General features: G+C 41.4%; 16 protein-coding genes and 1 tRNA gene. 13 read left to right on the forward strand and 4 right to left on the reverse strand.

The features are described 5' to 3' along the window. The first annotated feature begins 1 nt into the window (after position 1). From V7L95_RS09985 to tsaD, 6 genes are all read left to right on the forward strand, one after another. A tRNA-Asp gene (locus tag V7L95_RS09985) sits at positions 2-72 on the forward strand. A 279-nt stretch (positions 73-351) separates the two neighbouring features. Further along, entirely contained in the window at positions 352-1329 is a 978-nt protein-coding gene (gene thiL, locus V7L95_RS09990; RefSeq protein WP_017359860.1) for a thiamine-phosphate kinase, read from the forward strand. Positions 1330-1341: 12 nt separating this feature from the next. After that, complete coding sequence (gene tsaE / locus V7L95_RS09995) at positions 1342-1818, forward strand: tRNA (adenosine(37)-N6)-threonylcarbamoyltransferase complex ATPase subunit type 1 TsaE (protein ID WP_017359859.1); 477 nt, start codon at positions 1342-1344, stop codon at positions 1816-1818. Then, positions 1799-2488 carry a tRNA (adenosine(37)-N6)-threonylcarbamoyltransferase complex dimerization subunit type 1 TsaB gene (tsaB, locus tag V7L95_RS10000; protein WP_017359858.1) on the forward strand — a complete coding sequence of 230 codons (690 nt, stop codon included), beginning with the start codon at positions 1799-1801 and terminating at the stop codon, positions 2486-2488. Before tsaE ends, tsaB begins: the two co-directional genes overlap by 20 nt. A 25-nt stretch (positions 2489-2513) precedes the next feature. Beyond that, positions 2514-2942 carry a ribosomal protein S18-alanine N-acetyltransferase gene (gene rimI, locus V7L95_RS10005; protein WP_008344382.1) on the forward strand — a complete coding sequence of 143 codons (429 nt, stop codon included), beginning with the start codon at positions 2514-2516 and terminating at the stop codon, positions 2940-2942. Then, positions 2935-3963 (forward strand): tRNA (adenosine(37)-N6)-threonylcarbamoyltransferase complex transferase subunit TsaD, encoded by a 1029-nt coding sequence (tsaD, locus tag V7L95_RS10010; RefSeq protein WP_017359857.1) that lies wholly within the window; start codon positions 2935-2937, stop codon positions 3961-3963. Before rimI ends, tsaD begins: the two co-directional genes overlap by 8 nt. A gap of 474 nt (positions 3964-4437) precedes the next feature. Here the strand turns inward: tsaD and V7L95_RS10015 are convergent, their stop codons facing one another. Beyond that, entirely contained in the window at positions 4438-6360 is a 1923-nt protein-coding gene (locus V7L95_RS10015) for an ABC-F family ATP-binding cassette domain-containing protein (RefSeq protein WP_340966124.1), read from the reverse strand. Positions 6361-6498: 138 nt separating this feature from the next. On the opposite strand from V7L95_RS10015, the gene moaC reads away from it, so the two are divergent. Genes moaC through tatC form a run of 4 tightly spaced genes read left to right on the forward strand, consistent with a single transcriptional unit; the run spans position 6499 to position 8637 of the window. After that, the gene (moaC, locus tag V7L95_RS10020; RefSeq protein ID WP_026050052.1) at positions 6499-6990 is read left to right on the forward strand and encodes a cyclic pyranopterin monophosphate synthase MoaC; all 492 of its coding nucleotides are present in this window, start codon (positions 6499-6501) and stop codon (positions 6988-6990) included. A 15-nt stretch (positions 6991-7005) separates the two neighbouring features. After that, entirely contained in the window at positions 7006-7659 is a 654-nt protein-coding gene (locus V7L95_RS10025; protein ID WP_008355687.1) for a redox-sensing transcriptional repressor Rex, read from the forward strand. A 27-nt stretch (positions 7660-7686) separates the two neighbouring features. Next, positions 7687-7866 (forward strand): twin-arginine translocase TatA/TatE family subunit, encoded by a 180-nt coding sequence (locus tag V7L95_RS10030; protein WP_008344374.1) that lies wholly within the window; start codon positions 7687-7689, stop codon positions 7864-7866. Between the two features lie 6 nt (positions 7867-7872). Beyond that, complete coding sequence (gene tatC / locus V7L95_RS10035; protein WP_096881072.1) at positions 7873-8637, forward strand: twin-arginine translocase subunit TatC; 765 nt, start codon at positions 7873-7875, stop codon at positions 8635-8637. Between the two features lie 39 nt (positions 8638-8676). On the opposite strand, the gene V7L95_RS10040 is transcribed toward tatC, so the two are convergent. From V7L95_RS10040 to V7L95_RS10050, 3 genes are read right to left on the reverse strand one after another with little or no spacing between them, the layout of a single operon-like run. After that, positions 8677-9303 carry an NUDIX domain-containing protein gene (locus V7L95_RS10040; RefSeq protein ID WP_254506420.1) on the reverse strand — a complete coding sequence of 209 codons (627 nt, stop codon included), beginning with the start codon at positions 9301-9303 and terminating at the stop codon, positions 8677-8679. Between the two features lie 57 nt (positions 9304-9360). Further along, entirely contained in the window at positions 9361-9555 is a 195-nt protein-coding gene (locus V7L95_RS10045; protein WP_340966131.1) for a YdiK family protein, read from the reverse strand. Continuing rightward, positions 9552-10286 carry a CPBP family intramembrane glutamic endopeptidase gene (locus V7L95_RS10050; RefSeq protein ID WP_017359855.1) on the reverse strand — a complete coding sequence of 245 codons (735 nt, stop codon included), beginning with the start codon at positions 10284-10286 and terminating at the stop codon, positions 9552-9554. Before V7L95_RS10050 ends, V7L95_RS10045 begins: the two co-directional genes overlap by 4 nt. 229 nt (positions 10287-10515) lie before the next feature. Between V7L95_RS10050 and groES the strand changes: the two genes are divergently transcribed. The 3 genes from groES to V7L95_RS10065 all read left to right on the forward strand — a co-directional run bounded on the left by groES (position 10516) and on the right by V7L95_RS10065 (position 13315). Next, positions 10516-10800: a co-chaperone GroES gene (groES, locus tag V7L95_RS10055; RefSeq protein ID WP_003214120.1), complete on the forward strand. Its 285-nt coding sequence runs from the start codon at positions 10516-10518 to the stop codon at positions 10798-10800. Positions 10801-10856: 56 nt separating this feature from the next. Further along, positions 10857-12491 (forward strand): chaperonin GroEL, encoded by a 1635-nt coding sequence (gene groL, locus V7L95_RS10060; protein ID WP_007496015.1) that lies wholly within the window; start codon positions 10857-10859, stop codon positions 12489-12491. Between the two features lie 371 nt (positions 12492-12862). After that, on the forward strand, positions 12863-13315 hold the full coding sequence (locus V7L95_RS10065) for a MarR family transcriptional regulator (protein WP_008344363.1): 453 nt from the start codon (positions 12863-12865) through the stop codon (positions 13313-13315). Positions 13316-13326 lie beyond the last annotated feature (11 nt).

Raw genomic sequence — 13326 nt, forward strand, 5'->3', positions numbered from 1 at the left:
GGTAGTTCAGTTGGTTAGAATGCCTGCCTGTCACGCAGGAGGTCGCGGGTTCGAGTCCCGTCCGGACCGCCATTTTTATGACTTGTAAACGAAAACGTATAGTTTCGTTTTTTTTTTATGTCTTTTTCTTTCAATAAGTATCCTAGACGCAATGAAACTCCTTGTGTTTGGCTACACTAAATGTGATAAGAAAAGATCATGACTTCAACAAACAACGCCTGGTTTTTTTATACCAGGCTTTCTTTATATCGTTTTTAGTTGGAACCGAGGCTCATATTCGCTACACTAATACTAACTGTGTCTGACATCATGTTTGCTCAATCAGTTGATTGTATGAAGGGGCTGTCTTTTATGGATGAATTTGATCTTATTCGTCGAATTACACCAAAAGAAACGCATCAGCGTTCTTTGGTCATGGGCATCGGTGATGATGCTAGTGTTTATCAACCTCATTCACATTGTGAAGAGGTCGTTTGTGTTGATACAATGGTAGAGCATGTCCATTTTCGATTTGATTTTTCCACACCCTTTGAGGTTGGATTTAAAGCGCTGGCAGTGAATATCAGTGATATTGCAGCCATGGGAGGAACCCCTAAGTATTATCTTGTATCAATCGCGATCCCGCCTCATGGGGATGAAGCAATTGTCGCAGCTTTTTACGAGGGAATGAAAGCATTGGCTGACACATATCATATGGATTTAATCGGTGGAGATACAGTAGCCACCCGCAGTGACTTTGTCATCACAGTAACGGTCATTGGTGAGATTCCAAAGGGATCAGCCTGTTACCGTCATAGTGCTCAGACAGGAGACGTTGTCTTTGTCACAGGTGAACTAGGTTCATCAGCTGCTGGGCTATCCCTTTTAATGAATGAAGTAAATACTGCACATTCGATTGACACTGCTTTTTTTCTAGAGCGACACAAAATGCCGCAGCCCCATATTGCTGCTGGCCTTATTTGTTCAAGCTTCCCCCGGGTGACCTTGAATGATGTGAGTGACGGATTAGCGAGTGAGTTAAACGAAATAGCGGAAGCCAGTCGTGTGACGATTGAAATTGAAGCTGATCAGCTCCCAAAACATCCACATCTACCGTTGTTACATAAAGAGTGGCTTGAATGGGTCTTGTTCGGTGGAGAGGATTTTGTCTTAACTGGTACGATCCCTGAAACGGATTGGAAGCGATTTGAGACGCAATGTAAAAAAGAACACATTCAGGTCACGCGTATTGGACAAGTCAAAGATGACCAAGCGTCCAGCGTTATTTTAAAAGACCATGATCAACAAACAATTTTAATGAAAAAAGGATATAATCATTTTAAGAAATGAGGTGACTTCACCATGAAGTTAACGTGGACAACAAAAGGTGCGGATGAGACGAAACGAATTGCTGCTGCCTTGGCTACACTTGTGATGCCCGGCGATGTCTTAACATTAGAAGGAGACTTAGGCGCAGGTAAAACGACTTTTTCAAAAGGTTTTGCAGAAGGCTTAGGTATTACCCGTATCGTCAACAGCCCTACTTTTACAATTATTAAAGAATATACGGATGGCAGACTGCCACTTTATCATATGGATGTGTATCGTATGGAAGATGCGGAAGAAGATATTGGACTGGGCGAATATTTTGAGGGGGAAGGTGTGTGTTTGGTTGAATGGGCACATCTCATTGAACCTCAATTGCCTTCATCGTATTTAAAAATTGAAATGCTGAGAACAGAACGTGAAGAAGAACGTCATCTCACGTTTTATGCAAAAGGGGAGCGTTATGAGGCCCTTTGTAAGGAGATGAAAAACATTGACCATACTGGCAATTGATACGTCAAACCATACACTCGGAATAGCTGTTATCCGTGATGACACTGTGGTTGGGGAAAGTATTACGTACTTAAAGAAGAATCATTCAGTACGTGCAATGCCGACAGTTGAAGCACTGATGAAAGAATGCGGCGTAGCACCGAACGAATTAAGCAAAATTGTTGTAGCCAAAGGACCCGGCTCTTACACTGGCGTTAGAATCGGTGTGACCATTGCAAAAACACTTGCTTGGACGCTGTCTATCCCGATAGCTGCTGTTTCAAGTTTAGAAACGCTGGCGGCAAATGCTCGACATTTTGATGGAATGATTTCTCCTATATTTGATGCAAGAAGAGGACAAGTTTATACAGGGTTATATACATTTGAAGGTGGAAAGATAAAAGAAGTGAAACCAGATCAAAATATCCTGCTCACTGATTGGCTTCAAGAGCTAAAAAAAGAAGGGAACCCTGTTTTATTTCTTGGACATGATGTGCATCTTCATCAAGAGAATATACTCTCCATACTTGGAGAAACCGCCGTTTTAGCAGACGAGGCATTTCACAACCCAAGACCTTCAGTGCTCGCATTTTTGGGGGCAGACCGCCCTGCTGAAGATGTCCATCAGCTTGTTCCTAATTATATTCGTTTGGCAGAAGCGGAAGTGAAATGGCTTGAAGGACAAAAATAATCTCAACACAGTAGAGATGCGAAGAATGACAGTAGAGGACATCCCAGAGGTATATACGATTGAAGTGCATTCATTTACAGCGCCTTGGAAAAAAGAGTCGTTTGTCTATGAAATTCTCCATAACCAATACAGCCATTATTTCCTCATTGAAGAAGATGGTCAGCCTGTTGGGTATTGCGGCGTTTGGATTGTCATGGATGATGCACAAATTACGAATATTGCGATTCTCCCTGAGCACCGGGGAAAAGGATACGGGGAAGCGCTGCTTCGATATGTCATGGAATTTTGCAAAGAAAAAAAGACAGATCATCTTTCACTAGAAGTGCGGGTATCAAATACGCCAGCACAATCCCTTTATGAAAAGCTAGGTTTTAAACCAGCTTCTATTCGAAAGAATTATTATACGGATAACGGGGAAGATGCATTAGTCATGTGGGTGAAGATAAATGAGTGAAAAAAAAGATCGATTCATATTAGGTATAGAAACAAGCTGTGACGAAACAGCTGCGTCCATTGTGAAAAATGGGAAAGAGATCGTAGCGAATGTTGTCGCCTCACAAATAGAAAGCCATAAACGATTTGGCGGCGTGGTACCAGAAATCGCTTCAAGACATCATGTGGAACAAATGACGATCGTATTAGAAGAAGTCATGACGCAGGCCAATATGACCTTTCAGGATTTAGATGCCATTGCTGTGACAGAAGGTCCAGGCTTAGTTGGTGCACTTTTGATAGGTGTCAATGCAGCCAAAGCACTGAGTTTCGCACATCAAATTCCGCTTGTAGGTGTTCATCATATTGCTGGACACATTTATGCGAACCAGCTCGTTGGTGAACTGGTGTTTCCTTGTTTAGCTCTAGTCGTCTCTGGTGGGCATACTGAGCTTGTTTTGATGAAAGAGCATGGGTCTTTTGAGGTTATTGGTGAAACGTTGGATGATGCGGCTGGAGAAGCGTATGACAAAGTAGCTCGGACAATGGGTCTGCCATATCCAGGGGGACCTCACATTGATCGATTGGCACATGAAGGGGAGCCAACGATTAAGCTTCCTCGTGCATGGCTTGAAGAAGGATCCTATCATTTTAGTTTCAGCGGTTTAAAATCAGCGGTCATCAACACATTACACAATGCGTCTCAAAAGGGCGAAACCATTGCGCCTGAGGATTTGGCTGCAAGTTTCCAAGAAAGCGTGATTGAGGTGCTAGTCGGAAAGACATTAAAAGCGGCTGAAGCGTATGGTGTGAAACAAGTCGTTCTAGCTGGCGGGGTTGCTGCCAATAAAGGTCTTAGAGAAGCCCTTACTTCAGCATTTGCGAAGCTACCTGAAGTGAATGTCATGATTCCGCCATTGTCTCTTTGTACAGACAATGCAGCCATGATTGCTGCTGCGGGAACCATTGCATTTGAAAAGGGAATAAGAGGCGACATGGCAATGAACGGTCAACCTGGACTGCCGCTTGTTTCCTATGAATAAGAACTCCTGTGGATATACAGGAGTTTCAGCGTGTAGACAAACCCTCGCATTCAGTGTCAGTCCTGCGTGCTGGTGCTCACGAATATCAAATTCACTCCGCGCCAGTACTCGTCCTTCCTAGACTTCAAAGTTTTCTATCACGCTGAGCTGAAAAGAAGACAAAGGACTAAAATAAAGTTCATTTTATCCCTTTGTCAACAATTTGGAACTCCTGTGGATATACAGGAGTTTTTTCTCTTGAAATGAAAGCGATTTATTCACATGTAAACGTTATATATCCACAATTGTTAGAAAATTCGTTTTAAAATGAAGAGAATGTGTATAAATGTGATCTTTTATGTGGATATGTGATTAAAATACTGTGGATAAAGTGGATAACTTTAAAATATTTAAGAATAATCAAGATGTTATTGTGGGTATCATTGTGGATAAAGATTCTCACCTTAAAAAAAAGAGCACCCGTTAGGGCACTCTTTATGCATCTGATAGATCTTCCCATTCCGCAAAAAGTGATTCCATCTCTTGATTGAGCGCATCATTTTCTGTTTGAATGGCTTGTACTTTCTCGTGATCTTGGAAAATAGCAGGATCACATAGAAGCTCTTCGTTTTCACCGAGCTTGTCTTCGATGACAGCGATACGCTCTTCAATTTCTTCAATTCGGCGCTGCTTTTGTCTTTCTTTCTTTTTGAGTTCTTTCTCTTCTGCATAGGAAAGTTTTGCTGTTTCTACTGGTTTTTCTGCTTGTTTTTTATGCGTCTCCTGAGTTTGGAGTGCTTCAAGCTCTAATTGTTCGTTTTTCTTTTCAAGATAGTAGTCGTAGTCACCGAGGTATTCTTTTGTTTCATCTGGCGAAAGCTCAAGTACTTTTGTTGCCAAGCGATTGATAAAGTAACGGTCATGTGAAACAAACAAGATGGTGCCTGGATAATCTATTAGTGCATTCTCTAATATTTCCTTACTGTCCAAATCAAGATGGTTCGTCGGCTCATCGAGAATGAGGAAATTGGCTTTTTGGAGCATCAGCTTTGCCAGTGCAAGTCGTGCTTTTTCTCCACCACTTAAAGCATGTACAGGCTTTAAGACGTCATCACCTGAAAAAAGGAAGTTTCCTAAACAAGTCCGAATGTCTTTTTCAGTCATATGGGGATAATCATCCCAAAGTTCATTTAACACTTTCTTGGAGGATGTCAGCTTGGCTTGTTCCTGATCATAGTAGCCAATCGTCACATGAGAACCAAAGCTGATCTCGCCTTTTACTGGTTTTAACGTATCCGTTAAGGTTTTTAAAAGAGTTGATTTCCCGATACCGTTAGGACCGATGAGTGCCACGCTATCTTCACGTTTAATATGAAAAGAGAGTGAGGAGAGGAGCGGCGTTTTTTTATCGTAACTAATATCGAGATCATGCACCTTCAGCACGTCATTTCCGCTTTGCCTCATAATATCGAAATGGAAGTTTGCGGATTTTTCATCTCCTAACGGCTTATCTAAACGATCCATCCGTTCCAGCTGTTTCCGCCTGCTTTGAGCACGCTTTGTGGTGGAGGCTCTTGCTAAGTTGCGATCCACGAAATCTTGAAGCTTCGAAATTTCTTCTTGTTGTTTTTCATACAGCTTCATATCACGCTCTAGCTGCTCAGCTTTTTGGTCAAGATACTTACTATAGTTCCCAGCGAACTTTTTCATCGCTGTTCTTGAGACTTCATATACATGGTTCACGACTTTGTCTAAGAAGTATCGGTCATGGGAAACGATGAGGATGGCTCCTGTATAATTTTGCAAATACTGCTCAAGCCATGATAAGGTATCAATATCTAGATGGTTGGTTGGCTCATCCAAAATCAAGAGTTCTGGTTTCATCAATAATAGCTTTCCAAGCGCTAGACGGGTTTTCTGACCGCCGCTTAAGGATTGGACGGTTGTATGGTCTTCAAAATGACTAAAGCCGAGTCCGTGTAAAATGGAGCGGACATCCGCTTCATATTGGTAGCCGCCTTGATCTTTAAATGCTTGCTGCAGTCTGTCATAGGTTTTCATTAGAGAATCTAATTCTGTTCCTGTGGAAGAAGCCATTTTCTCTTCTATGGTTCTCATCTCTTTTTCCATTTCTTTTAAATGATCGAAAACCGATAGTAGTTCGTCTTTTAGCGTACGTGTAGACGTCACATCTGTATGCTGTGCTAGATATCCAATGGATAGGTCTTTCGGTTTGATGATCTCACCTTGTTCGTAAGACATTTGACCGGCAATGATTTTTAAAAGCGTGGATTTTCCTGCACCGTTACGACCGACAATGGCAATACGATCCCTCGCTTTGACTTCCAATTTTATATTCGTTAAAACGGTATCAGCGCCAAACGATTTGGACAGCTGATTCACTTGTAGAATCATCATGTAACTTCACCTCTGCTATAATATGTTAAGTGTAGCTTATCAGCAGTAAACCGGCAAATCTTACATACGGCTGCCATGGTCAAATGAAAGACAGATAGGAAAAAATAGTGTATGATTTGAGTGAGGGAGCGTTGAAAGATGAGTCAATTTAGCCACTTTAACGAACAAGGAAGAGCAAAGATGGTCGACATTAGTGACAAATCGTCTACAGTGAGAACTGCCGTTGCTGTTTCAAGCGTTCGTATGATAAAAGAAGTATTTCATCAAATACAAAAGCATGACATTGGAAAAGGGGATGTGCTGTCTGTCGCACAGGTAGCTGGCATCATGGCAGCAAAGCAAACGTCCAGCATCATTCCAATGTGTCATCCGCTTGCATTAAAAGGTGTCGATATCTCCTTTGATTGGGAGGAAGACGGAAATGCGTACATTCTGAACATACAAGTACAGGTGAAAACAAAAGGAAGTACGGGTGTGGAGATGGAAGCGCTCACTTCTGCCTCAGTATGTGCACTGACCGTTTATGACATGTGCAAAGCAATAGACAAAGGGATGATCATCGGCCCGACCTATCTAGTAGAAAAAACAGGCGGGAAAAACGGTGATTTTCACAGAGCATCTGATATTTAAGTTGGAGGATCTTATATGAATATAGACCAGTCAAAAATTCCACAAGCGACAGCCAAACGTTTGCCGCTTTACTACCGTTTTTTAAAAAATCTGCATGCATCAGGAAAACAAAGGGTGTCATCGGCAGAGCTTAGTGATGCAGTCAAAGTGGATTCTGCCACCATTCGCCGAGATTTTTCTTACTTTGGTGCACTTGGGAAGAAAGGGTATGGCTATAACGTCGATTACCTCTTGACCTTCTTTAGAAAGACCCTTGACCAAGATGAAATGACGAATGTCATGCTCATCGGTGTCGGGAATTTAGGGACTGCTTTTTTACACTATAATTTCATTAAAAATAATAATACAAAAATTTCAATGGCTTTTGACGTCAATGAGAGTAAAATAGGAAGTGAGATAGGCGGCGTGCCTGTCTATGATTTGGATAAGCTTGAAGAGCATGTGCAAGAGGTAGGAGATATTCCTGTTGCGATTTTGACAGTGCCTGCCGTAGCAGCTCAATCCATTACAGATCGTTTGATTGCCCTTGGCATCAAAGGAATCCTTAACTTTACGCCGGCTCGATTGAATGTGCCGGAACACATTCGAATTCATCATATAGATTTGGCGGTTGAACTTCAGTCTCTTGTGTATTTCTTAAAGCATTACTCTGTTACACAGGAGGACTGACGAAAAGGGGTAAAGGGGGTGGAGCAAATGGGTCCGATCGGTCCTGGAAGTTTGGTTCTGATTGCGGTTGTTGCGCTCATTATTTTTGGGCCGAAAAAGCTTCCTGAATTAGGAAGAGCAGCAGGAGATACATTACGTGAATTCAAAAATGCCACAAAAGGTTTAGCTGATGATCAGGAAGAAAAAAAGAAAAAAGAAGATCAGTAGAATAGGATGAGCTTCATGAATGTCAAAGATATGCCGCTTATGGAGCATATTGTGGAACTGCGAAAACGTTTAGTGATCATTGCGATGTTTTTTGTCACCTTTATGGTGGCAGGTTTTTTTCTCGCTAAGCCGGTCATTGTGTATTTACAAAATACCGATGAAGCGGCCACACTGACATTGAACGCATTTAAGCTCACAGATCCACTGTACGTGTTTATGCAGTTCGCTTTTGTCATTGCTCTTGTTTTGACGTGTCCCGTGATCTTATATCAGCTTTGGGCGTTTGTGAGTCCTGGCTTATATGAAAAAGAAAGAAAGGTGACACTTGCTTATATTCCGATTGCACTGCTTTTATTTCTGAGCGGTGTGGCTTTCTCTTATTTTATTTTGTTTCCATTTGTCGTCGATTTTATGATACGGATGTCAAATGATTTACATGTGGAGCAAGTGATTGGGATTCATGAGTATTTTACATTTCTGATGCAGTTAACACTTCCATTTGGCTTTTTGTTTCAGATGCCTGTCGTGTTGATGTTTCTCACTAGACTTGGTATCATTACACCGATGTTTTTATCAAAAATACGGAAGTATGCCTATTTTGTCCTCCTTGTCATTGCCGCACTGATTACACCGCCAGAGCTCGTTTCTCACCTCATGGTTACCTTGCCAATGCTCGTTTTGTATGAAGTGAGTATTGTCATTTCAAGAGTGACCTATCGCAAAATGCAGCAAACAGAGACAGAGGAGAAAGAAAATGATGTTGTCTCATAAAAAAGCATCGTGATCCAAATAGGGGTCACGATGCTTTTTCTATTGTGAAAGAAATTGATTGATTGCTTGAAAGAGATGCTCATAATAGGCAGGTTCATGCGGGACAAAATCATGTACATGGACCTCTCTCTTTTCCTCACGTCGCTTGCCGTCTGCATCCACTTCAAAGCCCTCGATGTTCATTTTTTCGCATTCTCTATTTAAATGCTGCTGTGCATCCATCAGCCTTGCTCTATAAAGTCCAGCAACTTCTTCTTTCTGTAGATGGACATCCATGTGCTCTTTTTGATCCATATAAAGATACACATGGCAAAACTCACGATCGGTAAACGAAGGCATATGGATTTCATCTTTAATGACACCAGCAAAGGTAAGATTCTCAAACGAGATGGAGAGACCAAGCTCTTCTTCGACTTCTCTGATGCCATCAGAAGGCTGTTCATCTGCGAGAAGGTGGCCTGCTGCTGTGATATCAAATAGAGAAGGGAAATCCTTTTTGGAGGGACTCCTCAGCTGAAAATAGAGAAACACTGTGTCATCTTCCTTTTTTAATAGCCAGAAATGAAAGGTTTCATGCCAAAGGCCCTCAGCATGGATATCAGAACGAGCGGCTGTACCAATCGTTTCATGCTGATTGTTCATGATGTTCAGTTTTTCGTGTTCCATGAAAACATGACCTCCATAAAAAAACCATTTTCCAAACGGCGGAAAATGGTTTTTGCTTTATTTTTGCTGCTGTTTTTTCATTTTGACAGAAAAAGCAAACATTTTTAACCCGATATTGATATTATAGGCCGCAAACACCATCAGCAAAATGCTGTAAAATGACCACATGTCACCTGGATTTTGAATGGCCATATAGGTGAACGCCACACCTACGGCAAAATAAATAATGCCCCATACGACAGGGTTTCTCATGAGAAAAAGCCTCCAATAATCATTTGCATTGTTTGAGATTGTTCTTCAATCATTTTTCTTACTGGCTCAATCTGCACAAGGATAACGAGTGAATTCATCAGCATATGAGCACCGATGGGCACAATGATTCGTTTTGTTTTCGCATATAAAAAGGCAAATGTAAAGCCCATTGCGGTATAGAGCAAGATATGTGGGAAATCATTGTGTACAGCAGCAAAAACCACTGAACTGACAAGTGCGCCAATGAAAAAATTCGTTTTTTCATAAACCACACCAAAAATGATTTTTCGAAAAATGATTTCTTCTAATATCGGTCCAATCAGAGCGATGACGATGACAAGCCATGGAACTGCATCCATAATGGCTAAAATGTTTTGGGTATTTTCGGATTCTCGGCTAATGCCAAATGCATATTGTTCAATCGCCCCCGCAATGGATTGTGCAAAGAGGGAAAGAAAGAAACCGCCAATGATCCAAGCGATTGCCGCGCCGACTGATGCCGGTGCTTCATTTCGAAGTGATGTTTTTGGCACAGTCCGAAGGATGAGCAGAATAATGATTAGTCCAATACAGAAGCTGATGATTGTCCATGTTCCTGACAATTTGGAGAGCTCTGCTTGTGTCATCGGTGTCTGAATGTAACCTAACCACTTCATGATGAACACATACGGAAACGCAGAAAATTGCACCAATATATACGTTAAGATGATGTACCAATATTGTTTTTTCAAGTAACGAAAACCCCTTTACTAAAAGAACTAGATTTATTGTAACACAAGTCTTCTTTTTCGTTGAAAAGGAAAGAATCGGTGATAAAAAAAGATCATGAAAGCGTAAAAATTTTTAAAGGTTTTTACTTGAAATTACAGAAGACATTCTTTATTATAATAAATGTGTTAGCACTCGCTAGTGATGAGTGCTAAAAAAGACTACATATAAAAATTGAGGAGGTTGTTTCTTATGTTAAAGCCATTAGGCGATCGCGTAATCATTGAACTCGTTGAATCTGAGGAAAAAACCGCTAGCGGTATTGTCTTACCGGATTCTGCAAAAGAAAAACCGCAAGAAGGTAAAATTGTTGCAGCAGGTTCAGGTCGTGTACTTGAAAGTGGTGAGCGCGTTGCGTTAGAAGTAAACACAGGCGACCGCATTATCTTCTCAAAATATGCAGGTACTGAAGTGAAATATGAAGGAAAAGAATATTTAATCCTTCGTGAAAGCGACATTTTAGCTGTTATTGGTTAATCACATAAACAAAGATTGAGATAAATTTCTAAAAAGACTGAGGAGGTTTCGTTATTATGGCAAAAGATATTAAGTTCAGTGAAGAAGCACGTCGTGCGATGTTACGTGGTGTAGATGCACTTGCAGATGCTGTAAAAGTAACTTTAGGACCTAAAGGACGTAACGTGGTTCTTGAGAAAAAATTCGGTTCTCCACTTATCACAAATGATGGTGTAACGATTGCAAAAGAAATCGAATTAGAAGATGCATTTGAAAACATGGGTGCAAAACTTGTGGCTGAAGTTGCAAGCAAAACAAACGATGTAGCTGGTGACGGTACTACTACTGCAACGGTTCTAGCTCAAGCGATGATCCGTGAAGGTCTTAAAAACGTAACAGCTGGTGCAAACCCTGTTGGCGTTCGTAAAGGAATCGAAGAAGCAGTGAAAGTAGCCCTTGAAGGCTTGCATGAGATTTCTAAACCAATCGAAGGTAAAGAATCAATTGCTCAAGTTGCGTCTATTTCGGCAGCAGATGAAGAAGTCGGTAGCCTAATTGCTGAAGCGATGGAGCGTGTAGGAAACGACGGCGTCATCACAATTGAAGAATCTAAAGGTTTCACAACTGAGCTTGAAGTGGTTGAAGGAATGCAGTTTGACCGTGGATACGCTTCACCATACATGGTCACTGATTCTGATAAGATGGAAGCGGTTCTTGAAAATCCTTACATCTTAATCACTGATAAAAAGATCACAAACATTCAAGAAATCCTTCCTGTACTTGAGCAAGTCGTACAACAAGGAAAACCATTATTGATCATTGCTGAAGATGTAGAAGGCGAAGCACTTGCAACACTTGTTGTGAACAAACTTCGTGGAACATTCAACGCAGTGGCAGTAAAAGCACCTGGATTCGGTGATCGTCGTAAAGCAATGCTTGAAGACATCTCTGTTCTAACTGGCGGAGAACTCATCACTGAAGACCTAGGACTTGACCTGAAATCAACTGAAATTGGTCAGCTTGGCCGTGCGTCTAAAGTGGTTGTTACAAAAGAAAACACAACCATCGTAGAAGGCTCAGGAGATTCTGCTCAAATCGCAGCACGTGTGAACCAAATCCGTGCGCAAGTAGAAGAAACCACTTCTGAATTCGATAAAGAAAAATTACAAGAACGTCTTGCAAAACTAGCTGGCGGCGTTGCTGTCATCAAAGTTGGTGCTGCAACTGAAACAGAACTAAAAGAACGTAAACTACGCATCGAGGATGCACTGAACTCAACTCGTGCAGCAGTTGAAGAAGGTATCGTATCTGGTGGTGGTACAGCACTTGTGAATGTATACAACAAAGTCGCTTCCATCGAAGCTGATGGTGACGTTCAAACAGGTGTCAACATCGTTCTACGTTCTCTTGAAGAGCCAATTCGTCAAATCGCTCACAACGCAGGTCTTGAAGGATCAGTCATCGTTGAGCGCTTGAAAAACGAAGAAATTGGCGTAGGCTTCAACGCAGCAACAAACGAATGGGTAAACATGATCGAAAAAGGAATCGTTGATCCAACAAAAGTCACTCGCTCTGCACTTCAAAACGCAGCTTCTGTAGCAGCTATGCTTCTTACAACTGAAGCAGTCGTAGCTGACAAACCAGAAGAAGGCGGCTCAGGCGGCGGAATGCCGGATATGGGCGGCATGGGCGGAATGGGCGGCATGATGTAAACACCCCCGAAAACCCCTTGAAATATAGGGGTTTTTGTTTTGTCTATTTTTTGGTTAAGAGCGTTAAATGAATTGAAACTTTCACCGCTTTACATCCGTTAACTAAAGAGACAGTGATTTTTTTGGTTTTATCTAACATAAAGAGATGATTTTCAAAAGAAAAGCGGTGATCATATGGGCTTTACGACTTGGGTGGCGATTATTGTTGCACTGGCTGTCGTGTTTGGATTGTTTGGATCGAAGAGGCGTGATAAATAAGAGGTTGAACCCACTTCCAGAGAGGAAGTGGGCTTTTTATTGCATATACAATATTCATGAGCTATACTAATTTTTAAAATTTATGTAAATACAATAAAAAAGAGGCGTGATAAATGAGAGAAATTTTGCGGGAGATTGGCGTGATTGCTCGGGCGCTTGATTCCATTAGTAATATTGAATTTAAAGAGTATGATTTAACGAAGGGGCAGTATTTGTATCTTGTGCGTATTTGTGAGGAGCCTGGCATCATTCAGGAAAAACTAGCGGAGATGATCAAGGTAGACCGAACAACGGCGGCCCGGGCTATTCAAAAATTAGAGCTGCATGGTTTTATTGAGAAAAAAGATGACACAGTGAATAGGAAAATCAAGAAGCTGTTTCCAACTGAGAAAGGAAAAGCCGTCTATCCAATGATCAAACGAGAACATGATCATTCAAATCGGGTAGCGCTGGATGGATTTTCTGAAGAGGAAGCGGAACAGATTTATGAGTATCTTCTAAGGGTGCGAAAGAATATCGAAAAAGATTGGGAAGATGTGAAAAAAGGCAAAAAGAGAAGCTACTAATTAAATAAGGG

The sequence above is a fragment of the Bacillus sp. PPSBB_11 genome, assembly GCF_038023285.1.
In the GTDB taxonomy this organism is placed as follows: Bacteria; Bacillota; Bacilli; order Bacillales; family Bacillaceae; genus Bacillus; species Bacillus altitudinis.